Origin of the sequence: Micromonospora sp. DT46, assembly GCF_049841735.1 — a bacterium.
Classification (GTDB): domain Bacteria; phylum Actinomycetota; class Actinomycetes; order Mycobacteriales; family Micromonosporaceae; genus Micromonospora; species Micromonospora reichwaldensis.
In genome coordinates this window covers 48,620-70,009 of sequence record NZ_JBNCKW010000002.1, presented here as the reverse complement: position 1 = coordinate 70,009, position 21,390 = coordinate 48,620, and the positions used below count along the sequence as shown (strand labels likewise).

The 21,390-nt window shown below is 73.7% G+C and carries 19 protein-coding genes; 8 read left to right on the top strand and 11 right to left on the bottom strand.

The genetic code is table 11. The features are described from left to right. Nucleotides 1-46: 46 nt before the first annotated feature. Both ACLQ20_RS04545 and ACLQ20_RS04540 read right to left on the bottom strand, forming a co-directional pair. Nucleotides 47-304 (bottom strand): WhiB family transcriptional regulator, encoded by a 258-nt coding sequence (locus tag ACLQ20_RS04545; protein ID WP_007072794.1) that lies wholly within the window; start codon nt 302-304, stop codon nt 47-49. A 451-nt stretch (nt 305-755) separates the two neighbouring features. Next, a complete protein-coding gene (locus tag ACLQ20_RS04540) occupies nt 756-1,706 on the bottom strand; it encodes a diacylglycerol/lipid kinase family protein (protein WP_132231106.1) in 951 nt (316 codons plus the stop codon). 43 nt (nt 1,707-1,749) lie between these two features. Here ACLQ20_RS04540 and ACLQ20_RS04535 point away from each other — a divergent pair, with 43 nt between their 5' ends. Beyond that, complete coding sequence (locus ACLQ20_RS04535; protein WP_311413043.1) at nt 1,750-2,139, top strand: hypothetical protein; 390 nt, start codon at nt 1,750-1,752, stop codon at nt 2,137-2,139. 42 nt (nt 2,140-2,181) lie between these two features. Here the strand turns inward: ACLQ20_RS04535 and ACLQ20_RS04530 are convergent, their stop codons facing one another. Both ACLQ20_RS04530 and sodN read right to left on the bottom strand, forming a co-directional pair. Then, nucleotides 2,182-2,589, bottom strand: a complete 408-nt coding sequence (locus tag ACLQ20_RS04530; protein WP_132231108.1) for an ATP-binding protein — start codon at nt 2,587-2,589, stop codon at nt 2,182-2,184. A 188-nt stretch (nt 2,590-2,777) separates the two neighbouring features. After that, nucleotides 2,778-3,182: a superoxide dismutase, Ni gene (sodN, locus tag ACLQ20_RS04525; protein WP_088998581.1), complete on the bottom strand. Its 405-nt coding sequence runs from the start codon at nt 3,180-3,182 to the stop codon at nt 2,778-2,780. A gap of 86 nt (nt 3,183-3,268) precedes the next feature. Between sodN and ACLQ20_RS04520 the strand changes: the two genes are divergently transcribed. From ACLQ20_RS04520 to ACLQ20_RS04510, 3 genes are all read left to right on the top strand, one after another. Continuing rightward, complete coding sequence (locus ACLQ20_RS04520) at nt 3,269-3,619, top strand: S24 family peptidase (RefSeq protein WP_425854313.1); 351 nt, start codon at nt 3,269-3,271, stop codon at nt 3,617-3,619. Between the two features lie 140 nt (nt 3,620-3,759). Beyond that, the gene (locus tag ACLQ20_RS04515) at nt 3,760-4,935 is read left to right on the top strand and encodes an NAD(P)-dependent malic enzyme (RefSeq protein WP_151457053.1); all 1,176 of its coding nucleotides are present in this window, start codon (nt 3,760-3,762) and stop codon (nt 4,933-4,935) included. Nucleotides 4,936-5,030: 95 nt separating this feature from the next. After that, nucleotides 5,031-5,993, top strand: coding sequence for a zinc-binding dehydrogenase (locus ACLQ20_RS04510; RefSeq protein WP_327029497.1), 963 nt, complete (start codon nt 5,031-5,033; stop codon nt 5,991-5,993). A 162-nt stretch (nt 5,994-6,155) separates the two neighbouring features. On the opposite strand, the gene ACLQ20_RS04505 is transcribed toward ACLQ20_RS04510, so the two are convergent. Both ACLQ20_RS04505 and ACLQ20_RS04500 read right to left on the bottom strand, forming a co-directional pair. After that, nucleotides 6,156-7,151, bottom strand: a complete 996-nt coding sequence (locus ACLQ20_RS04505) for an alpha/beta hydrolase family protein (protein ID WP_425854311.1) — start codon at nt 7,149-7,151, stop codon at nt 6,156-6,158. Nucleotides 7,152-7,521: 370 nt separating this feature from the next. Beyond that, the gene (locus ACLQ20_RS04500; protein WP_327029495.1) at nt 7,522-8,412 is read right to left on the bottom strand and encodes an alpha/beta hydrolase; all 891 of its coding nucleotides are present in this window, start codon (nt 8,410-8,412) and stop codon (nt 7,522-7,524) included. 158 nt (nt 8,413-8,570) lie between these two features. Between ACLQ20_RS04500 and ACLQ20_RS04495 the strand changes: the two genes are divergently transcribed. Both ACLQ20_RS04495 and ACLQ20_RS04490 read left to right on the top strand, forming a co-directional pair. Beyond that, nucleotides 8,571-8,741 carry a hypothetical protein gene (locus tag ACLQ20_RS04495; protein WP_192581597.1) on the top strand — a complete coding sequence of 57 codons (171 nt, stop codon included), beginning with the start codon at nt 8,571-8,573 and terminating at the stop codon, nt 8,739-8,741. A 71-nt stretch (nt 8,742-8,812) separates the two neighbouring features. Continuing rightward, on the top strand, nt 8,813-9,454 hold the full coding sequence (locus ACLQ20_RS04490) for a hypothetical protein (RefSeq protein ID WP_425854309.1): 642 nt from the start codon (nt 8,813-8,815) through the stop codon (nt 9,452-9,454). A 26-nt stretch (nt 9,455-9,480) separates the two neighbouring features. Here the strand turns inward: ACLQ20_RS04490 and ACLQ20_RS04485 are convergent, their stop codons facing one another. Beyond that, entirely contained in the window at nt 9,481-10,632 is a 1,152-nt protein-coding gene (locus ACLQ20_RS04485) for an acetate/propionate family kinase (protein ID WP_425854307.1), read from the bottom strand. Continuing rightward, the gene (gene pta / locus ACLQ20_RS04480) at nt 10,629-12,701 is read right to left on the bottom strand and encodes a phosphate acetyltransferase (RefSeq protein ID WP_151457387.1); all 2,073 of its coding nucleotides are present in this window, start codon (nt 12,699-12,701) and stop codon (nt 10,629-10,631) included. The genes ACLQ20_RS04485 and pta overlap by 4 nt, the downstream gene beginning before the upstream one ends. Nucleotides 12,702-12,825: 124 nt before the next feature. Between pta and ACLQ20_RS04475 the strand changes: the two genes are divergently transcribed. Continuing rightward, nucleotides 12,826-13,608: a hypothetical protein gene (locus ACLQ20_RS04475; RefSeq protein ID WP_425854305.1), complete on the top strand. Its 783-nt coding sequence runs from the start codon at nt 12,826-12,828 to the stop codon at nt 13,606-13,608. Next, nucleotides 13,601-15,796: a bifunctional polysaccharide deacetylase/glycosyltransferase family 2 protein gene (locus ACLQ20_RS04470; protein WP_425854303.1), complete on the top strand. Its 2,196-nt coding sequence runs from the start codon at nt 13,601-13,603 to the stop codon at nt 15,794-15,796. Before ACLQ20_RS04475 ends, ACLQ20_RS04470 begins: the two co-directional genes overlap by 8 nt. Nucleotides 15,797-15,880: 84 nt before the next feature. Here ACLQ20_RS04470 and ACLQ20_RS04465 read toward each other — a convergent pair whose 3' ends face one another. The 3 genes from ACLQ20_RS04465 to ACLQ20_RS04455 all read right to left on the bottom strand — a co-directional run bounded on the left by ACLQ20_RS04465 (nt 15,881) and on the right by ACLQ20_RS04455 (nt 21,025). Continuing rightward, nucleotides 15,881-16,927 (bottom strand): glycoside hydrolase family 6 protein, encoded by a 1,047-nt coding sequence (locus ACLQ20_RS04465; protein ID WP_425854301.1) that lies wholly within the window; start codon nt 16,925-16,927, stop codon nt 15,881-15,883. A gap of 32 nt (nt 16,928-16,959) precedes the next feature. Next, nucleotides 16,960-17,139 (bottom strand): DUF6104 family protein, encoded by a 180-nt coding sequence (locus tag ACLQ20_RS04460; protein WP_151456601.1) that lies wholly within the window; start codon nt 17,137-17,139, stop codon nt 16,960-16,962. A 136-nt stretch (nt 17,140-17,275) separates the two neighbouring features. Beyond that, the gene (locus ACLQ20_RS04455; protein ID WP_425854299.1) at nt 17,276-21,025 is read right to left on the bottom strand and encodes a multifunctional oxoglutarate decarboxylase/oxoglutarate dehydrogenase thiamine pyrophosphate-binding subunit/dihydrolipoyllysine-residue succinyltransferase subunit; all 3,750 of its coding nucleotides are present in this window, start codon (nt 21,023-21,025) and stop codon (nt 17,276-17,278) included. Nucleotides 21,026-21,390 lie beyond the last annotated feature (365 nt).

The following is a 21,390-nucleotide window of genomic DNA, read 5'->3' as shown; positions in this document are numbered from 1 at the left end:
CCGGCGGGCGTACCCGGCCGGGGCGTACTGACTGGTGCGTGGGGGATCAGGCGGAGTGAGCGCGCAGCACCCGGAGGCCACCGCGGCGCTTGACAGCCCGCCGCTCCTCCTCGCTCATCCCGCCCCAGACGCCAGCGTCCTGACCGGACTCCAGCGCCCACTGCAGGCACTGGTCGGTCACGGAGCAGCGCCGGCAGACGGCCTTGGCCTGCTCGACCTGCAGGAGAGCCGGCCCGGACGTCCCGATCGGGAAGAACAGTTCCGGGTCCTCGTCGCGGCAGACAGCATGGTGACGCCAGTCCATGGCGGCAACACTCCTCATTCTGGGTGGGTGGCAGAGATTGCTTTCTGTTGCTTTTCCTATATGCATCCGCAGCGCCGAATGGTGACGGTTCGCGTACGCCTATTCGGCAGTGCGTGAGCAGGCTGTGTCGGCCCCGCGGACCTGCTGGAACAGCTCAACCTGACGAGCCTATCCAAACAATGTCCCGGTAACTCAAGTTCGCTTGTGAATACTTTCACGAACGCCCGGGATGTCAAGGGTGACGCTCGGAAAAACTCCGGGCGGTGAGCAAGCCCACAACCCCTTTGTCCGGATTCCAGCGCCTTCCTGGTTACCCGGCGTACCACTGTCGAGGATCAATATAGTACAGTCCGCGTGACATTGCTGACATTTCCGGCACAGCCCCTCGGTGTGGCGGCCGTCGCATCGGTCCGGTGTCGCGGCCGCGTCGACCTAGGGCAGTACCCGAGACCTAGCAGATTACTCTCAGTGCGGCGGGAATGGATGTGAATCTGACTTTTTCCCGCTCGCCAAGGTAGTCGCCGTCGAGCTGGAACGCCTGCGGACGGGCCGAGACCAGGGTGAACTCCGCTACATCGTGCAGCCGCAGCACCTGGCGGCCGTGCGGATCCGGGGTCCGGGAGAAGAACTGCGTCACCGTGCGTGTCGTGCTGGCCACCCGGAGCTGCCGCAGGGCGAGCACGTCCAGGCCCAGATCGAACGACGCCTCCGGGTTCGGGTTGACCTCGCGGTCGCCCAGGTACGTCCACGGCGCGGTGTTCTGGATGATGACCGTCGCCAGCTCGCCCTCCGCCAACTCGTCCGGGCGCTCCAGGCTGATCGCCGGATGGCGGCGGTCGGAGTTGAGGAAGTACTGGGCCGCGGTGGACCGGAAGTAGAGCGCGGGCGTCGAGACCCGGCCCCGCCGGCGGGCCTGCTCCACCCGGTGGATGACGGCCGCGTCGAGGCCGAAGCCCGCGCAGAAGGTGAAGTAGCGGTCGTCGGCCCGGCCGAGCCCGATCGTCCGGTAGCGGCCCAGCCGCAGGCCCTCCAGGATCATGCTGGTCCCGTCCGGCCAGTCCCGGGGCAGGCCCAGCGCCCGCGCGAAGACGTTGGTCGAGCCCCCCGGCACGGTCGCCAGGGCGGGCAGCCGCTCGGCCGGCGTGGTGCTGGCGGGTATGGTCGGCGGCTGCGCCGCCATCAGGCCGTTGACGACCTCGTTGACCGTGCCGTCGCCGCCGAGCGTGACGACGACGTCGACGCCCTCCTCGGCCGCCTCGCGCGCCAGGTCGGTCGCGTGGCCCCGTCGCCGGGTGTAGCGCACGGAGAGGTCGACTTCGCTGCGCAGTGCCCGGACCAGGACGTCCCGGCTGCGCTCGCTGGTGGTGGTGGCCTTCGGATTGACCACCAGGACGGCCCGCATGGGCGGCACTGTACCGCGCGCCACCACGGGTATCGTGGCGCGCGTGACCATCGACTCCGACCCGATCCCCGCCACCCTCAGCTGGGCGGTCCGGCTGCTGCGGGCCGAGGCGGTCGCCGTGGGACTGGTCGCCGCGTGGCTGCTCTGGGCCGATCTCACCGCCACGACCACCGACCTCACGTCGGCGTTGCTCGTGACCGCGTTCGCCATCGGCGCGGCGGCGGCCCTCTGGGCGCTGGGCGGCGCGTTGGCGCGTCGGAAGGCGGGAGCCCGGGCACCGGCGATCGTGCTCCAGTTGATGCTGCTGCCCATCGGCTGGTTCATGGTCCAGGGCGGGATGGGGTGGCTCGGCGTACCGCTGATGGCGCTCGGCCTCGGGATGACCGCTCTGCTGGTGAGCACCCCCACCACCCGGGCCCTCGGCTTCGAGTGACCCCGCTGGGCCCGCGCGGCCCGGCGCCGGGTGGGCGGCCGGTCAGTAGCCGGAGGCGCGGCGGGTGAGCAGCGAGATGGTGGCCCGGCCGTCGGAGGCCGTCGCGGCCGCCGCCGTGGTCAGCGCCGTGAGCACCTTCCAGGCGAAGGACGACTCGGCGGGGAGCGTCGCGCCGCGGACGGTCGGCACGGTCACCTCCACGGTGAGCGCGTCGTCCGTGACTGCGAAGCGGCAGTCGAGCTCCGCGTCGCGGGTGGCGATGGCGAGCAGCATCGCGCACGCCTCGTCGACGGCGATGCGCAGGTCCTCGATCTCGTCGAGGGCGAACTGCAGCCGCGCCGCGAGCCCCGCGGTGGCGGTACGTAGCACCCCGAGGTAGCCCCCGTCCGCGGGCACGGTGAGGTGCACGACGTCGTCGTCGGTCGTCGGCTGCCCGGTCAGTTGAGTCACCACTCATCCCCCCGGTCGGGGACTCTACCCGCTCGGTCGCCCGAACGTGTGGGGACCGCCACGTGTGCCGCGGGAGCGATCGGGGGCGGCCCCGCTGAGCTGGCGGGGAACCCACTCCTGCGCCATGACGACGACGGCCGGCACGTCCTCGGGACGTGCCGGCCGGATCGTCGGCGGACCGGTGAGGGTCACGCCTGCTTGGTCTCCCAGAAGATCTTGGAGATCTCGTCGATCTTCTGGAGCAGCTCGTCGGCCTTGGACGGGTCGGTGCCGCCCTTCGCGCCGGCGGCGCCGGCCAGCTTGGTGGCCTCGTTGAACAGCTGGTGCAGGTGCGGGTACTTCTCGAAGTGGGCCGGCTTGAAGTAGTCGGTCCACAGCACCCACAGGTGGTGCTTCACCAGATCGGCGCGCTGCTCCTTGATCAGGATGGCGCGGGTGCGGAACTCGGGGTCGGTGTTGGCCTGGTACTTCTCGCAGATCGCCTTCACCGACTCGGCCTCGATCCGGGCCTGGGCCGGGTCGTAGACGCCGCAGGGCAGGTCGCAGTGGGCGCTGGCGGTCACGCGGGGCGTAAGGATGCGCGGAAGTCGCATCAGGATCCTCCATGGGAAGTTTGCGATGATCCAAGACGACATTACTCCTGGACGCGCTCCGGGGAGGCCGGGTGGAGGGGAAACCAATGGGGACCGATCACCCGACGGTGGCCCCCCGGCTGCGGTGGCCGCTGACCGCGGTGCTGGTGACCGGTCCGTCCATGTCGCCCACGCTGCGGCACGGCGACGCGGTGCTGGTCCGCCCCGGCGGCCGGGCGGTCCGCCCCGGCGACGTCGTGGTCGCGGTCTTCCGCAGCCGCCCCGACCTGCTCGTGGTCAAGCGCGCGATCCGCGCCCAGGACGGCGGGTGGTGGCTGCGCGGCGACAACGGCCTGGTCACCGACGACTCCCGGGCGTACGGGGTGGCCGACGTGCGGGGCCGCGTGGTGGCCCGCTACTGGCCCCGGCCCGCGCGGGTGCGCCCACAGCGGATATGACCCCGCTCACACCGGTGTGACGGTGGCGACACTATGCTCCAGACGTGCCCGGGTGACCCCCGCACCGCGTGCCGCCGCTCGGCGCCTCACCTCGCGTCCGCGCCGGCCGCCCCGTCTGCTCGACAGATCCTGGAGTCACCATGTCATCGTCCACCGTGGACCCCGCTGATCCCGTCTTCCGACTGCACCGGGGCGGCAAGATGGCCGTCGCCTCGACCGTCCCGCTGACCAGCCGCGAGGACCTCTCCCTCGCGTACACCCCGGGTGTGGCCCGGGTCTGCGAGGCGATCGCCGCCGACCCGACGCTCGCCGACGACTACACCTGGGCGTCGCACACCGTCGCGGTCGTCACCGACGGCTCGGCCGTACTCGGGCTCGGCAACATCGGCCCGCGCGCCTCGCTGCCGGTGATGGAGGGCAAGGCGGTGCTGTTCAAGCAGTTCGGCGGCGTCGACGCGGTGCCGGTCTGCCTGGACACCCAGGACGTCGACGAGATCGTGGCCGTGGTGCGGGCGCTGGCCCCGTCGTTCGGCGGGATCAACCTGGAGGACATCAGCGCCCCGCGCTGCTTCGAGGTGGAGCGCCGCCTCGACGAGGCCCTGGACATCCCGGTCTTCCACGACGACCAGCACGGCACCGCGATCGTCGTGCTCGCCGCCCTGCGCAACGCCGCCAGGCTGCTCGACCGCAAGCTCGGCGACCTGCGGGTGACGGTCAGCGGCGCCGGCGCGGCCGGGGTCGCGGTGACGAAGATGCTGATCGCCGGCGGCGTGAACCCCGACCAGGTGGTCGTCTGCGACTCCAAGGGGATCATCGGCCGGCACCGGCCTGAACTGACCGGCACCAAGGCCGAGCTGGCGGCGGCCACCAACGCCGACGGTCGCGAGGGCGACATCACCGAGGCGCTGCGCGACGCGGACGTGCTGATCGGCGTCTCGGGCGGGCAGATCCCCGAGGCGGCGGTCGCCGGCATGGCCCCCGGCGGCATCGTGTTCGCCCTGGCGAACCCGACGCCCGAGGTGCACCCGGAGGTGGCCGCCCGGCACGTGGCGGTCGTCGCCACCGGCCGCAGCGACTACCCCAACCAGATCAACAACGTGCTGGCCTTCCCGGGTGTGTTCCGGGGCGCGCTGGACGCCAAGGCCACCCGGATCACCGAGGGCATGAAGGTCGCCGCCGCCGACGCGATCGCCGGCGTGGTGGCCGAGTCGCTCACCGCCGAGGCGATCGTCCCGTCCCCGCTCGATCCCCGGGTCGCCCCCGCGGTGGCCGAGGCGGTCGCCGAGGCCGCCCGCCGCGACGGCGTCACCCGCTGAACGTGTGAGGAAGGGCTCCTTCCTATCGCTCAGGCGACAGGAAGGAGCCCTTCCTCGCGTCGGTGCCCTTCTTGCCGGGGGCTCGGCTTGTTACCGTGCCGATCATGCGTGCCGCCTTCGTCTCCCGTTTCGACGACGCCAACCCGCTCGCCGCGCTCACCGTCGGCGAGCAGCCCGAGCCGACCCACCCGGCCGACGACTGGGTGACCGTGCAGGTGCGGGCCAGCTCCCTCAACCACCACGACCTCTGGTCCCTGCGGGGGGTGGGGCTGCGCGCCGAGCAGCTGCCCATGATCCTCGGCTGCGACGCCGTCGGGGTGGACCCGGACGGCAACGAGGTCGTCGTCTACCCGGTCATCCCCACCCCGGGCGACCCGCGCGGCATCTCCATCCTCTCGGAGCACTTCCCCGGCACGCTGGCCGAGCGGGTCGCCGTACCCCGGTCGAACCTGCTGGCCCTGCCGGCGGGCCTGGCGGCGACGGACGCGGCCTGCCTGCCGACGGCCTGGCTGACCGCGTGGCGGATGCTGACCACCGTGGGCCGGGTCGACGACGCCGACGCCGTGCTGGTCCAGGGTGCCGGCGGGGGCGTGGCCACCGCGGCCGTCGCGCTCGCCGCCGCGATGGGCAAGCGGGTGTACGCGACCAGCCGGGACGCCGCCAAGCGGGAACGGATCGCCGAGCTGGGCGCCACCGCCGTCGAGCCCGGCGCCCGGCTGCCGGAACGGGTCGACGTGGTGATCGAGACGGTCGGCGCGGCCACCTTCGACCACTCGCTGAAGTCCGCCGCGCCGATGGCCCGGATCGTGGTCTCCGGCGCCACCTCGGGACACGAGCCGAAGGTCAACCTGCGCCGGGTCTTCGCCATGCAGCTGGAGATCCTGGGCACCTCGATGGGCACCCCCGACGAGCTGGCCGCCCTGCTCGCGTTCTGCGCCGAGCGCGGCGTGCGCCCGGTGGTGGACTCCGTGCTCCCGTTCGGCGAGGTCGCCGACGCCTTCGCCCGCCTGCACTCCGGCGACGTCTTCGGCAAGGTCGTCGTCGACCACACCGCCTGAGGCCCGCCGTCGCCGTGGGGCCCGCGACGAGCGGGCCCTGGTGGCCTCCCCGGTCGGGAGGCCACCGTCGGTGTCGCCGGGCCCGGTGGCCTCCCCGGTCGGGAGGCCACCGTCGGTGTCGCCGGGCCCGGTGGCCTTCCCGGCCAGGGAGGCCACCGTCGGTCAGAGGCGGTTGTCGAGGGTGGCGACGTCGTCGCGGGCGGCGTCGGTGGGGATGCGGCCCTTGGCGGCCTGGTCGCCGTAGAGCGACCAGCGCAGGAACTCGACCGTGGTGTCCGAGACCACCCGCAGCGAGGCGCCGTCGCTGAGCAGCGCCCGACCGTGGTCGCCCTTCGGCAGGCTCAGCATCGCCTTCGGCCAGGGCACCCTGTCGTAGGCGGCCTTGCCGGCGGCGTACTCGACCACCTCGTCGGCCTCGCCGTGCACGAAGAGCTGCGGGGCGGCGGCGCCCGCGAAGGCGGTGCCGACGCCGAGCGCCGTGCCGGCGAAGACGACCCCGGCGTCCAGCCGTTCGTCCCGGCCGGCGGTGAACAGGCCGATGGTGGTCACCCCGCCGGCCGAGTGCCCGGCCGCCGCCACCCGGTCCGTGGCCAGCCGGCCGCGCAGCGGGTCGCCGTCCTTGCCGTCGAGGGCGAGGACCTGGGTCAGCACGTACGACACGTCGGCCGGCTGGTTGAGCACGTCGAGCACGTTGCCGTCGCCACCCCGCGCGGTGTGCGGGAAGGTCGGCGCGGCCACCACGAACCCGACCGCCGTCCAGCGGGTGAGCAGCGTCTCGTAGTCGGCCGGTCGGGCGCTCAACCCGTGGCTGAACATCACCACGGGAAACTTCCCCGTGGCGGCGTCCGCCGACCGCTCCGGCTGCCCGCCGGGCTTTCCGGCGGCCGGGTACCAGACGGTCACCGGCAGCGGGCGCTTCCCGTCGCGGTTCAGCTTCAGCTGCCGTACGCCGACGGCGAAGGCCTTCTCGGGTGCGGTGCCGACGGGCACCTGCGGGGTGGGGCCGGCCGCCTGTGCGGGCGGCGCCGAGGCCGTCACCTGCGGAGCCGCCTGGGAGCCTGCCGCCTGCGGGGCCGGCCCGGCGTCGTCGGAGCAGCCGACCAGACCGGCGGTGAGCAGTGCGGAGGCGAGCAGGGCGGGGGTGACACGTCGCGGCATGGGAACGATTGTGCCTCGCGGCGCGCCCCGCTCCGCCGCAGACCGCCGCAGTACGCCGCCATCCGCTGCGCTGCCCGCGCCCGGGCCGCTGGTGGTGCCCCGGTGATCAGGACGCCATGGACGTTATCCGGTGGTTTTAGGGTCCATGGCGTCCTGATCACCGTTGGTTGGCGCACCAGCCCGCTCTCCTGATGAGTAGTTTCCATCGGCCTGGGCGGGCGGCGGCTCGGAGGCCGGCGGAGCGTCGACCGATCCCGACTGCCGCTCGGTGGCACTCAGGCGGGCGAGACCGGCGGCGTCCTTCGCCCGCCGGGGCCGCTCCGGCGTCCAGACGGGGACCGGCCGGGCGCCGGGCGTCCGCTCGGGAGGGTCAGCGGGCGGGGCGGGTCTCGTAGAGCGTCACGCCGGGGCGGCGGGCGTCGCCGGGCAGCCGGCGGCCGGCGGCCGGGTCGCCGTAGAGCGTCCAGCGGAGGAAGTCGGTGGTGGTGGCCAGGACCTGGTCGAAGCCGGGCCGCCCCGGGTTCAGGTACTCGCCGTGGCCCTGCCCGAGCAGGCTCAGGAAGGCGGTGGGGCCGGTCGTGCGCTGGTATGCGGCGCGGCCGACCGTCGCCGGCACGATCTTGTCCGCCGTACCGTGCACGAAGAGCAGTGGGGCCGCCGGCCCGGCGAAGCTGCCGGCCGTTCCGCCGCCGGCGATCACGATGCCGGCGCGCAGCCGCCCCGAGCGTCCGGAGGTGAACATGCCGGCCGTGGTGAAGCCGCCCGCCGAGTGGCCGGCGGCGGCGACCCGGGTGACGTCGAGGTGCCCGGCGAGCGGGTCTCCGGCCCGGGCGTCGAGCCGCGTCAGGTGCCGGATCAGCCGCCAGCCGTCGGCCGGCTGGTGGCGTACGTCGGCACGGCTGAACCGGGCCGCGCCGCGCCGGGTGTGCGGGTAGGCCGGGGCGGCGACCACGAACCCGGCGGCGGCCCAGCGCGCGGTCAGCCCGGCGTGCAGCTCGGGCAGGCTGTGCAGCCCGTGGCTGTAGACCACCACGGGGAAGCGCCCGGCGGCCACGGCGTCGCCCTCCGCCGGGTACCAGACGGTCACCGGCAGGGGGCGCGCCGAGGTCGGGTCGACGGTGAACGTGCGTACGCCGACGGCGTAGGCGGCCACGGGCGCCGGACGGGCCGGCGGCGGTGTGCCGGGCGCGGCGGCACCCGCCGGGGCGCAACCGGCCAGCAGCGTCGTCATCAGTGCGGCGACCAGCCGCTTTGTCCCCACGGATCCACGGTAGGTGTCCGGCGGCCCGCAGCGGTCCCGCCGTCCGGACCGGACGCCCTCACCACCCGGCCGGATCGTCTCCACCGGCCGGCTCGACCTGACCCCGGGACGCGCGCCGGGGACGGCGGCGGGCAACCGGTGTCGCTAGGGTCACCGCCATGCCTGAGAACCGCACAGACCCGAGCGGCAACACCGAGGCGTTCCGCGCCTACGCCCACACCGCCGAGCCCGAGGCCCCGGCCGGCGCGTCCCGGACGCCGCTGCTCGTCGGCGCGGCGGCGGTCGCGGTCGTGCTGGTCGCCCTCCTCGTCTGGCTCGCGCTGGGCTGACCGGCGTGGAGCCGCCTGGAGGCCCGGAGCCGGGCGCGGGGGAGCCGCGGACGGGAAGCACGGAGCCGGGCGTGGGGGAGCCGCCGACGGGAAGCCCGGAGTCGGCGGCGGGCCCGGGGCGCGTTCCGGGGCGGTGGCGGAGGCTCCGCTCCGGTCTTCGCGGCATCCACCGGGGCAGTGCCGCCCTCGGCCTGGTGCTGCTGCTCGCGGGGCTGGCGTACGCGGTGGCCATTGGGGCGTACAAGTGGCACCTGCACATCAAGGCGGAGCGGCTGCGGGCGGACGGCGTCCCGGTACTGGCGACCGTGAGCGACCGCCGCGACACCGTCGGACGCGGCGGCGGCACCGACACCGTCCAGGTCTGGTACGAGTACGGCGGCGTCCAGCACAACGAGCGCATCCTCTGCGGCTCGGCCGGCGGCTGTGTCGAGGAGCCTCCGGAGGAGATGATGCTCTGGGTCGATCCGGAGCGGCCGGCGGAGTTCGTGGCCGCCAACGGCAACACCGACGACTCGGTCTTCTTCCTCAACTCCTGGGGCGGCATCCCGTTCGGGCTGCTGGGCGCGGCGTTGGGCGGGGGTTTCCTCTTCGCGGCCCTCGTTCCGACCGGGATGTTCGACCGGCCCGCCCCCGGACCACCCCGGCGGGGCCGGGGGCGCGACCGCGTCCGGCGCACCCGGGCCGCCAGGCGACGCGGAAAGGCCCGCCGCTGAGCCGGCGTGGGTGACGGTCCGGGCGGTCAGCCAGCGGTCTCGATGACGGCGCGGGTCTGGAGGGCGATCTCGCGTTCCTCGTCGGTGCCGACGACGCAGACGGTCACCTCGGCGCCCTCCGGCGAGACGACCCGGTCGCCGGAGCCGGCGTTGCGCTCGGGGTCCACCGCGATGCCGAGCCGGTCCAGGCCGGCCAGGGCGGCGGCGCGGACCGGGGCGGCGTGCTCGCCGACGCCGGCGGTGAAGGTGACGGCGTCCACCCGGCCGAGCAGTGCGTAGTACGCCCCCACGTAGCCGGTGATCCGCCGGCAGTAGACGTCGAAGGCGAGCGCCGCCGCCGGGTCGCCGTCCGCCCGGCGGGCGAGCACCTCGCGCATGTCGTTGGCGCCGGTCAGCCCGAGCAGGCCGCTGCGGTGGTTGAGCAGGTCGTCGATCTCGTCGACGGAGAGCCCGCCCTCGCGGCGCAGGTGGAAGATCACGGTCGGGTCCAGGTCGCCGCTGCGGGTGCCCATCACGAGGCCCTCCAGCGGGGACATCCCCATCGAGGTCGCCACGCTCCGGCCGCCGGCCACCGCGCAGGCGCTGGCGCCGTTGCCGAGGTGCAGGGTGATCGTGTTCACGTCGGCGTACGGGCGGCCGAGCAGCTCGGCGGTGCGCCGCGACACGTACGCGTGCGAGGTGCCGTGGAACCCGTAGCGCCGGATGCCGTACCGCTCGGCGGTGTCCCGCTCGATCGCGTAGGTCGCGGCGGCCTCGGGCAGGGTGGTGTGGAACGCGGTGTCGAAGACGGCGACCTGCGGCACGTCCGGCAGCGCCGCCCGGGCGACCTCGATGCCGGCCAGGTTGGCGGGGTTGTGCAGCGGCGCGAGCGGGACCAGGTCGCGGATCGCGGCCAGCACCTCGTCGTCGATCAGCACCGGCTCGCCGAACCGCTTCCCGCCGTGCACGACCCGGTGCCCGACGGCGGCCAGCCCGGTGAGGTCCAGCCCGTCGAGGATGCCCCGGACGGCAGTCTCGTGGTCGGCCGGACCGCCGCCGGCCTCGCCGACCCGCTCCACGGTGCCCTTGTCGACCACCCGGTCGCCGTCGAAGAGCCGGTACTTCACCGACGACGACCCGCAGTTGAGGACGAGGACGCGACCGGCCGGGCGCTCCTGCGGGGCGGCGGGACCGCTCATGACGACTCCTCGGTGGCCGCGGCCTGGATGGCGGTGATCGCCACGGTGTTGACGATGTCCGGCACGGTGGCGCCCCGGGACAGGTCGTTGACCGGCCGGCGCAGGCCCTGCATCACCGGCCCGACGGCCACCGCCCCGGCGGAGCGCTGCACCGCCTTGTACGTGTTGTTGCCGGTGTTGAGGTCCGGGAAGATGAAGACCGTGGCCCGGCCGGCGACGTCGCTGCCGGGCAGCTTCGTCGCCGCCACGGCCGGGTCGATGGCCGCGTCGTACTGGATGGGCCCCTCGACGAGCAGGTCGGGCCGGCGCTCGCGGACCAGCTTGGTGGCCGCCGCGACCTTCTCCACGTCGGCGCCCGCCCCCGAACTGCCGGTGGAGTAGGAGAGCATCGCGACCCGGGGCTCGATGCCGAACCGGGCGGCGGTGTCGGCCGAGGAGATGGCGATGTCGGCGAGCTGGGCGGCGTCCGGGTCGGGGTTGACGGCGCAGTCGCCGTAGACCAGCACCCGGTCGGCGAGCAGCATGAAGAAGACGCTGGAGGCCACCGAGACGCCCGGCACGTTCCGGATGATCTCGAACGCGGGACGGATGGTGGCGGCGGTGGTGTGCGTCGCGCCGGAGACCATCCCGTCGGCGTGCCCCGTCTGGACCATCAGCGTGCCGAAGTAGTTCGGCTGGGCGACGATGTCGTGGGCCAGGTCGGGGGTCATGCCGCGGTGCGCGCGAAGCTCGGCGTACGTGGCGGCGAACTCGTCGCGCCACTCGCTGGCGACGGGGTCGACCACCTGGGCGCCGGTGATGTCGATGCCCAGCTCGCGGGTGCGCCGGGCGACGTCGTCGGGGCGGCCGAGCAGGGTGATGTCGGCGACGCCCCGGCGCAGCAGGATTTCCGTGGCCCGCAGGATCCGTTCCTCCGCCCCCTCCGGCAGCACGAGGTGCCGGCGCCGGGCCCGGGCGCGGTCGATCAGGTCGTACTCGAACATCAGCGGGGTGACCCGCTCGGAGCGGCTGACCCGCAGCCGGCGGGCCAGGTCGTCGGTGTCCACGCAGCGCTCGAACGCGCCGAGCGCGGCCTCCACCTTGCGCGGGTTGGCCGCGCTGGGTCGCCCCTCGATCCGGCTGGAGGCGGCCACGGTGTCGTAGCTGTCGCTGGGCACGGAGAGCACCGCGAGCCCGGTGTTGAGGCCCTCGACCAGCCGCATCGCGCGCGGGTCGGGCTGCTCGCCGAGGGTCAGCACCAGCCCCGAGACGGAGACCTGCCCGGCCACGTGCGCGGCGCTCGCCGCCACCAGCAGGTCGGACCGGTCGCCGGGGGTGATCACCAGGGCGCCCTCGGTCAGGTGGTCCAGCAGCGTCGGCACGTGCGCGGCCCCGACCACGTAGTCGAGCACGTCGCGGCTGAGCGCGTCGTCGTCACCGGCGAGCAGGGTGGCGCCGAGCGCCGCCGCCACCTCGGCCACCGTCGGCGCCGACACGGTCGGCACCTCCGGGATGGCGTACGTGGGCACGGGCAGCTCGGGCAGCGTCATCGGGCCGGGAACCCGGTTGGCGATCACCGCCAGCACAGTCGCCCCCAGGTCCTCCAGATCGTGGTACGCCCCGCGCGCGGCGGCCGCGATCGCCGCCGGCTCCTGCCCGAAGCCGTCGACGACGGGCACCACCACGCTGCCGAACTCGGTGGCCAGCCGGGCGTTGAAGGCCAGTTCGCGGGGGCCGGCCCCGTCGCCGCCGTCGGCGAAGTCGCTGCCGACCACGACCACGGCGGGGCAGCGCCGCTCGACCTCCCGGTAACGCTCGACGATGCCGGCGATGAGCTGCTCCCGCCGCCCGTCGGCGACCAGCGCGGTCGCCTCGGCGTAGCTGGTGCCGCTCAGGTCGGCCAGCGGAAGCTCGATCCGGTAGCGGTCACTGAGCAAAGCGAGGATCGGGTCGGGGCCGTGCCCCCGGACCAGCGGCCGGAACGCGCCGATCCGCTCGACCTGCCGGGACAACAACTCGGCCAGGCCGAGGGCGATGGTCGACTTCCCGCCGCCCGAACCCACGCTGGTCACGTACACGCTCCGGGCCACGCCCCCACGCTACAAGATCGTGCAGGTGCCCGCCGAGATCCAAACCCTGAGCAGGCAGGATCCTCGTCTCACTCCGTCGGCGGGGTGGCCGGTACCGACGCCGGCGTTCCTAGACTCGCTACCCATGCCCGACCCTTCCGCCGCAGCTCAGGCGGCCTCTGACAGCCCGACCGTCGTCCAGGCGACGGCTGTCGGGCCAGCCGTCGTGCCGGCCGGTGCCGACGCCCCGACGGTCGCCCAGGCACCGGTCGAGGCACCGACGGCGCCGCTGTCGGCGGTGGACGCTCCAACGGTCGGCCCGGCGGCGGACGTTCCGGCGGTCGGCCCGGCGGCGGACGCTCCGGCGGCGGACGCTCCGGCGGTCGGGTCGGCGGCCGACGCCCCGACCGCCGTCCACGCCGTCGCGCCCCCGCTCGCGCCGGTCTTCGTCGACCCGAGCGGGCGACGCCGGCAGCGCTGGCAGCGGCTCGCGTACGCCCTCGGGTCGGTCGGCGTGGCGTACACCGTCCTGGTCGGGGCGAGCTTCGCCGGGGGACCGGTGAGCCCGGAGAACGTCCTGCCCTTCGTCGAGTCCACCCGACGACCCTGGAGCCCGCCTCCGGCGCCCGCCAGCACGCCCGCCACCCCTGAGCCGACCGTCGGGCGGCCCGCGCCGGTCGTGCCCGGTGACCGGCCGACCCCGGGCCCGGTCACCCCGTCGGCGCCCCGGTCGTCCCCGCCCCCGGCGCAAGCACCCGCCAGCACGCCATCCGCCCCCGGCCGCACCACCCCGCCGCCGGTCTCACGGCCACCCGCGACCACCACCCCGCCCGCCCCGCCGGCCTCCGAGCCGCCACCCGTGGAACCGTCCCCGGACGTCGACCTGCCGCTGCCGCCCGCTCCCGGGGAACCGGACGACGATGCCTGACCGCTTCCGTCCGCGCCGGCCCCGGACGACCGCCCGCCGCCACGGCCGGGTCCGGCGGGTCGCGCCGCCGCCCAGTTGGACCGTGCTCGGCATGCTGCTCGTCGTCCTGGCCGGCGTGCTCTTCGTCGGGGCGTACGCGGACGCCGCCTTCGTGCCCGAGCGCCAGCCGGCCGGCGCCGGCCAGGACCGGGTGCCCGACGAGGTGGTGAACGGGGGACCGATCATCAGCGCCGGGGACGAGCGGACCCGTTCCTACCGGCTGCCGCCCCGCACCCTCTCGCTGACCTTCGACGACGGCCCGGATCCGAACTGGACCCGCGAGGTGCTCCGGGTGCTGGACGCCCACCAGGTCAGCGCCACCTTCTTCGTGCTGGGGGCGCAGGTCGCCCGGCATCCCGAGCTGGTGCGGGAGATGTCGGCGGCCGGGCACGAGATCGGGGTGCACACCTTCACCCATCCCGACCTGACCACCATGCCGGGCTGGCGGCGCCGCATGGAGTACGCCCAGACCCAGCTCGCGGTCGCCGGCGCGGCGGGGATCCGCAGCTCGCTGGTGCGGTTCCCGTACTCGTCGCACGCCGACGCGCTGAACGACCGGGACTGGCCGCTGGTCACCGAGGCCGGCGACCTGGGCTACCTGACGGTGCTCAACGACACCGACAGCCGGGACTGGGCGCTGCCGGGCGTCGAGCGGATCGTCGAGAACGTCACGCCGTCCGGGTACGCGGGCGCGATCACGCTGTGGCACGACGCCGGCGGCGACCGCTCGCAGACCGTCGAGGCGCTGGACCGGTTCATCCCGTTGATGAAGGCGCGCGGGTACCAGTTCGCCACCGTCACCGGCGGGCTGAACCAGGCGTTGGCCGACGCGGGGGTACGGCACGAGGTGACCGGCAATCCGACCGCCTCCGCCGGGGAGCGGTTGCGGGGGCGGGTGCTGGTCTGGGCGGTGCGGGGCGCGGACCGGACGATGAGCGGCTTCGGGCTGATCTTCGTCGCCGTCGGGATGCTCACGGTCGGGCGTACCGCGCTGCTCTTCCTGCTCGCCGGGCGGCACGCCCGGCGGCGGCGGGCCCGCGACTGGACCTGGGGGTCGCCGGTCACCGACCCGGTGTCGGTGATCGTCCCGGCGTACAACGAGAAGGAGGGGATCGCGGCGGCGGTCCGGTCGCTGGCCACCGGCGACCATCCCGGGGGGATCGAGGTCGTCGTCGTCGACGACGGCTCCACCGACGGCACCGCCGACATCGCCGAAGGGCTCGGCCTGCCGAACGTCCGGGTGGTTCGCAAGCCCAACGGCGGCAAGCCGAGCGCGTTGAACACCGGCGTCGCGCTGGCCCGGCACGACCTGATCGTGATGGTCGACGGCGACACCGTCCTCGAACCGGACGCCGTCCGACGGCTGGTGCAGCCGTTCGCGGACCCGCAGGTCGGCGCGGTGGCCGGCAACGTCAAGGTGGGCAACCGGGACAGCCTGATCGCCAAGTGGCAGCACATCGAGTACGTGATCGGCTTCAACCTCGACCGTCGCCTCTACGAGTCGATGCGCTGCATGTCGACGGTGCCGGGGGCGATCGGCGGCTTCCGGCGGCAGGCGCTGGTGTACGCCGGCGGGATGACCGACGACACCCTGGCCGAGGACACCGACATCACCATGGCGCTGGGCCGGGCCGGCTGGAAGGTGGTGTACGAGGAGACGGCGCGCGCCTGGACCGAGGCACCGGCGACGATGGGGCAGCTGTGGAAGCAGCGCTACCGGTGGAGCTACGGCACCATGCAGGCGATGTGGAAGCACCGGCGGTCCCTGCTCGACCGGGGCGCGTCCGGCCGGTTCACCCGCCGCTGCCTGGCCTTCCTCAGCCTCTTCGGGGTGCTGCTGCCCCTGCTGGCGCCGGTGATCGACCTGCTGGCCCTGTACGGGTTGTTCTTCCTGGACCGCACCGCCACGGCCGTGGCCTGGCTGGCCATGCTCGGGTTGCAGACGCTGACCGCCGTGGTGGCGTTCCGGCTGGACCGGGAGAAGCTGGGCGTGCTGTGGGTGCTGCCGCTCCAGCAGTTCGTCTACCGGCAACTGATGTACCTGGTGATGCTCCAGTCGGTGGTCACCGCGTTGACCGGCGGCCGGCTGGGCTGGCAGAAGCTGCGGCGCACCGGCCTGGCGCCGGCCGAACGCGGCGGCACGGCCTGACCGGGTCCGCCGGCCGGGCCGACCGGCTTGGCGGGGCTGAGCAGGCGGGCGGCGGGGCTGGCCGGCCCGCCAAGGTCGGTCGGGTCAGCCGGCGCGCCGGGCCAGACCGAGGGCGTACTCGGGCCACCAGACGCCGCTGTCCGGCTCCCCGGGGCGGCAGGCGCCGTCGGACTCGCCCGGGTACTTGACCCAGAGCAGCGCGTCCACCCGGGGCAGGCCGGGATCGGCCGTCGGCTCCTGACCGAGCGACCGTCCCGGCGGATTGCACCAGCTGGGCGCGCCGTCCACGGTGGCACCCGCGTGGGGGCCGTTGCCGTTGCGGCTGGTGTCGACGACGAAGCGGGTGCCGCCGCCGAGGGCGTCGGAGATGCGGTGGCCGTAGCGGACGTTCTGCGCGGTGCCGAAGAAGTTGGCCACGTTGAGCGCGAAGCCGTCGGCCTCGCCGACCCCCGCCCGGTCGAGCGCCGCCGTGAGCGCGGCGACGTCGGAGATCCAGCCGGGGTGCCCCGCGTCCACGTAGACCCGGGCGCTGCCGGTGCTGCGGAGCACGGTGACGGCGTCCCGCAGCAGCGTGAGCCGCCCGTCGGGGTCGCGGACGCAGCCCCGTACGGCGTCCGGCACCGCCCCGGGTTCGAGGACCACGGTGACCGGCCGGCCCCCGACGCCCGCCGCGAGGTCGCGGATCCAGCGCTGGTACTCCGCCGGGCCGCTGGCCCCGCCGGTGCCCTGGCGGGCGCAGTCGCGGTCCGGGATGTTGTGCACGACCAGCACCGGCGTCTGGCCGGCGAGCGCCGCCTGCCCCAGGTACGCGTCGACCTCGTCGCGGACCGCCGGCCCGCCGGTCAGCCACTTCGCGCTGGGCCGCGCGCCGATCCGGCGCAGCGCCGCCGCGTCGGCGGTCCGGCCCAGCGCCTCCCGCCGGTCCGCCTCCGCCGCCGCAGGGTTCCCCGGGGCGACGTAGAAGACCGGGGGCGGTGCCGCCGCGGGGGACCCGGCGGCGCTCCCCGGCACCGGCCCGGGGCGGCGTCGGGGTTCCGCGCCGCAGCCCGAGAGCAGCAGCGCCACGGCGGCGCCCGCCGCCAGGGCCGACCGGCGTACGGGCGTGTGGCGGGAGCGGTTCGGTGGCGGCACCGGGGACGTCCGTTCCTCCGGGGCGGTCCGGCTCAGTCCTCGTCCTCGTCGTCCAGGCGGGCGAGCCAGGTGGCGAAGCGCTCGATCGGGGTCTCGAACTCGGGGTTCAGGTCCACGAAGTCGCGTAGGCGCTCGCCGAGCCACTCCATGCTGACCTGTTCGCCGCCCCGGCGCTCGACGAGCTCCTCGATTCCACGGTCGGTGAAGTACATGCTGTCGGTCCCTCTTCGTCGCTGTGCTGGGTGGGCCGTGGTGCCGCCGGGGCCTGCCGGCGGCGGGAGCCGGGACGCCGACCGGGGCAGAGCCGTCGTCGTGACGGTCCCTGCCCCGGTCGGCGGTGCTGTCAGGTCACGGGCGGGGCAGGGCCGCCTCGATCAGCGCGGTCTGCTCGACCTCGTGCATCTTCGCCGAGCCGACGGCCGGGGCGGCGGCGGCCGGGCGGGAGATCCGGCGCAGCCGTACGTCCGACAGGTGCTCCAGCAGGTTGAGCGCGACGAACGACCAGGCGCCCTGGTTGGCCGGCTCCTCCTGCACCCAGGCGAAGTCCTCCGCGTTCGGGTACGCCGCGAGGGCGGCCCGGATCTCCTCGACCGGCATCGGGTAGAGCTGCTCGATCCGGATGATCGCGGTGTCGGTGACGCCCCGCTCGGCGCGGGCCTGGAACAGGTCGTAGTAGACCTTGCCCGAGCAGAGCAGCACCCGCTTCACCTGCTCCGGCGCCGGAGAGCCCGAGTCGGGCAGCACCGGCTGGAAGGTGCCGGTGGTGAAGTCCTCGACCGGGGAGACGCAGAGCTTGTGCCGCAGCAGCGACTTCGGCGTGAACACCACCAGCGGCTTGCGCTTCGGCGACAGCGCCTGGCGGCGCAGCAGGTGGAAGTAGTTCGCCGGGGTGGTCGGGATCGACACCCGCATGTTGTCCTCGGCGCACATCTGGAGGAACCGCTCCGGGCGACCGGAGGTGTGGTCCGGGCCCTGGCCCTCGTGGCCGTGCGGCAGCAGCAGGGTGACGGCGGAGCGCTGGCCCCACTTCACCTCGCCGGAGGAGATGAACTCGTCGATCACCGACTGGGCGCCGTTGACGAAGTCGCCGAACTGCGCCTCCCAGGCGACCAGCGCGTTGATGTTCTCCACCGAGTAGCCGTACTCGAAGCCCATCGCCGCGTACTCGCTGAGCAGGGAGTCGTGCACGAAGAACCGGGACCGCTCGCCGTCGCCGGTCAGCGACTGCAACGGCAGGTAGTCGTCGCCGGTCTGAGCGTCGACCACGGAGGCGTGCCGCTGGACGAAGGTGCCCCGGCGGGAGTCCTGCCCGGCGAGCCGGACGGTGACCCCGTCGTGCAGCAGCGAGCCGAACGCGATGATCTCGCCGAAGCCCCAGTCGATGTTGCCCTCGACGGACATCTTGGCCCGCCGGTCGAGCAGCTGCTGGATCCGCTTGTGCGGGGTGAAGCCCTCCGGCAGGTTGACGTGCGCCTCGCCGACGGCCTTGACGACGGCCGCGTCGGTGGCGGTCTCCACCTGCGGCTCCGGCTCGTCCTCCCGCTTGGGGCGGCTGAGCTGCCGCGGCGTGGTGGCCGCGTCGCGGGTGGCCTTGAAGACCCGCTCCAGCTGCGACTGGTAGTCGCGCAGCAGCTCCTCCGCGTCCTCCACGGTGATGTCGCCGCGCCCGATCAGCTCCTCGGTGTAGAGCTTCCGGACGGACCGCTTCGAGTCGATGATCTTGTACATCTGCGGGTTGGACATCGACGGGTCGTCGCCCTCGTTGTGCCCGCGCCGGCGGTAGCAGACCATGTCGATGACGACGTCCTTGTTGAACGCCTGCCGGTACTCGAAGGCCAGCCGGGCGACCCGGACCACGGCCTCGGGGTCGTCGCCGTTGACGTGGAAGATCGGCGCCTGGATCATCCGGGCGACGTCCGTGCTGTAGAGGCTGGAGCGGCTGTACTCCGGGGCGGTGGTGAAGCCGACCTGGTTGTTGACCACCACGTGGACGGTGCCGCCCGTGCGGTAGCCGCGCAGCTGCGAGAGGTTGAGGGTCTCGGCGACCACGCCCTGGCCGGCGAAGGCGGCGTCACCGTGCACCGCCAGCGGCAGCACGGTGTAGCCCTCCAGCTTGAGGTCTATCCGGTCCTGCTTGGCCCGGACGATGCCCTCCAGCACCGGGTCGACGGCCTCCAGGTGCGACGGGTTCGCCACCACCGAGACCTTGACCGCGTGGTCGCCGTCGGGCGTGGTGAACTTGCCGTTCTGGCCCAGGTGGTACTTCACGTCGCCGGAGCCCTGGGTGGAACGCGGGTCCAGGTGCCCCTCGAACTCCGAGAAGATCTTCTCGTACGGCTTGCCGACGATGTTGGCCAGCACGTTCAGCCGGCCACGGTGGGCCATGCCGATGACGACCTCGTCCAGCCCGCCCTCGGCGGAGGCCTCCAGCACCTCGCCGAGCAGCGGGATCAGCGACTCGCCGCCCTCCAGCGAGAAGCGCTTCTGCCCGACGTACTTGGTCTGGAGGAAGGTCTCGAACGCCTCGGCGGCGTTGAGCCGGTTGAGCACGTGCTTCTGCTCGTCGGCCGACGGCTTCTCGTACTTGCGCTCGATCCGTTCCTGGATCCAGCGCCGCTCCTCCGGGTCCTGGATGTGCATGTACTCGATGCCGACGCGCCGGCAGTACGAGTCGCGCAGCACGCCGAGGACGGCGCGCAGCTTCATCCGCTGCTTGCCGGCGAAGCCGTTGACCGGGAACTCGCGGTCGAGGTCCCAGAGGGTCAGCCCGTGCTGGAGCACGTCCAGGTCGGGGTGCTTGCGGATCTTGAACTCGAGCGGGTCGGTGTCGGCCATCAGGTGGCCGCGCACGCGGTACGCGTGGATCAGCTCGTGCACCCGGGCGGTCTTGTTGATCTGGCCCTCGTTGTTGACCGCGACGTCGCGCATCCAGCGCACCGGCTCGTACGGGATGCGCAGCGAGGTGAAGATCTGGTCGTAGAAGCCGTGCTCACCGAGCAGCAGCTCGTGCATGACCTTCAGGAACTCGCCGGACTGGGCGCCCTGGATGATCCGGTGGTCGTACGTGCTGGTGAGGGTGATGACCTTGCTGACGGCCAGCTCGGCCAGGGTGGCCTCGGACATGCCCTGGTAGGGGGCCGGGTACTCCATCGCGCCGACGCCGATGATGGCGCTCTGCCCCTGCATGAGGCGCGGCATCGAGTGCACGGTGCCGATGCCGCCGGGGTTGGTCAGCGAGATCGTGGTGCCGGAGTAGTCGTCCATGGTCAGCTCGTTGCGGCGGGCACGCCGGACCACGTCCTCGTACGCCTGCCAGAACTGCCGGAAGTCCATCTGCTCGCAGGCCTTGATGGAGGGGACCACCAGGTTGCGGCTGCCGTCCGGCTTGGTCAGGTCGATCGCGATGCCCAGGTTGACGTGCTCCGGCCGGACCATGACCGGCTTGCCGTCGACCTCGGCGAAGGAGTTGTTCATCTCCGGGTGGGCGACCAGGGCGCGGACCATCGCGTAGCCGATGAGGTGGGTGAAGCTGACCTTGCCACCGCGCCCACGGGTGAGGTGGTTGTTGATCACGATGCGGTTGTCGACCAGCAGCTTGGCCGGGACGGCGCGCACGCTGGTGGCGGTCGGCACGGCCAGCGAGGCGTCCATGTTCTGGACGATCTTCGCGGCCACGCCGCGCAGCGGGGTGGTCTGCGGGCCGGTGGCGGTCGGCTTGGTAGCCGCGGGCTTGGCGGGAGCCGCCTTCGCGGGCGCCGGCTTGGCCGGGGCGGCCTTGGCGGCGGGCTTCTCCGGCTTGGTCTCCGGCTTGGTCTCGGGCTTCTTCTCCGCCGGCTTCTTCTCCGTCGGCTGCGCGACCGCGGTGGCCGCCTCCTGCTGGCCGGCGGGCTCCGGCTTGGCGGCCGGCTTCGGGGCCTGCTCAGTTCCGCGCGGCTTCCCGGCGCCGGGCGCCGGGCGGTAGTCCGCGAAGAAGTCGTGCCAGGCCGAATCGACGCTGGTGGGGTCGGCGAGGTAGCGCTGGTACATCTCCTCGACGATCCACTCGTTCGGACCGAAACCCGCCAGTGGGTTCTCCTGCGAAGTCTGCTGGGTCGACACGGCCGGTAATCGCCTCTTTCACGCGGGTTTGTGTGTCACGCGGTGTCCGGTGTCGCCCTGCCTTCGAGCGCGCACGAGACGGCTCCCAGGCTACGCCGTACGGTCGCCACAGGCATTTCCGCCTCCGACCCGTGGCCCGTTTCACAGAAGATGCCAGAAGTTCACCAAACGCTGCGTGTGCGGCCGGCTGCTGGTAAGGCCCGATGTGGTGGTCGGCCCCATGTCGTACGGCGGCGGGGGGGGGGGGGGGGCCCCCCCCCCCCCCCCCCACCCCCCCCCCGAAGGCTGGGGGGCGCCCCCCGGGGGTTGTCACCCCCCCCCCCCCCCCACCCACCCCCGAGCCCCACCGCCACAGCGCGCCCACC

What these genes read in the sequence shown, in the direction of transcription:
- ACLQ20_RS04460 (WP_151456601.1), bottom strand. Translation starts at nt 17,139, where the DNA reads ATGTACTTCACCGACCGTGGAATCGAGGAGCTCGTCGAGCGCCGGGGC.
- ACLQ20_RS04495 (WP_192581597.1), top strand. Translation starts at nt 8,571, where the DNA reads ATGCCTGAGAACCGCACAGACCCGAGCGGCAACACCGAGGCGTTCCGC.
- ACLQ20_RS04485 (WP_425854307.1), bottom strand. Translation starts at nt 10,632, where the DNA reads ATGAGCGGTCCCGCCGCCCCGCAGGAGCGCCCGGCCGGTCGCGTCCTC.
- ACLQ20_RS04505 (WP_425854311.1), bottom strand. Translation starts at nt 7,151, where the DNA reads ATGCCGCGACGTGTCACCCCCGCCCTGCTCGCCTCCGCACTGCTCACC.
- ACLQ20_RS04520 (WP_425854313.1), top strand. Translation starts at nt 3,269, where the DNA reads ATGGGGACCGATCACCCGACGGTGGCCCCCCGGCTGCGGTGGCCGCTG.
- ACLQ20_RS04545 (WP_007072794.1), bottom strand. Translation starts at nt 304, where the DNA reads ATGGACTGGCGTCACCATGCTGTCTGCCGCGACGAGGACCCGGAACTG.
- sodN (WP_088998581.1), bottom strand. Translation starts at nt 3,182, where the DNA reads ATGCGACTTCCGCGCATCCTTACGCCCCGCGTGACCGCCAGCGCCCAC.
- ACLQ20_RS04470 (WP_425854303.1), top strand. Translation starts at nt 13,601, where the DNA reads ATGCCTGACCGCTTCCGTCCGCGCCGGCCCCGGACGACCGCCCGCCGC.
- ACLQ20_RS04540 (WP_132231106.1), bottom strand. Translation starts at nt 1,706, where the DNA reads ATGCGGGCCGTCCTGGTGGTCAATCCGAAGGCCACCACCACCAGCGAG.
- ACLQ20_RS04515 (WP_151457053.1), top strand. Translation starts at nt 3,760, where the DNA reads ATGTCATCGTCCACCGTGGACCCCGCTGATCCCGTCTTCCGACTGCAC.
- ACLQ20_RS04475 (WP_425854305.1), top strand. Translation starts at nt 12,826, where the DNA reads ATGCCCGACCCTTCCGCCGCAGCTCAGGCGGCCTCTGACAGCCCGACC.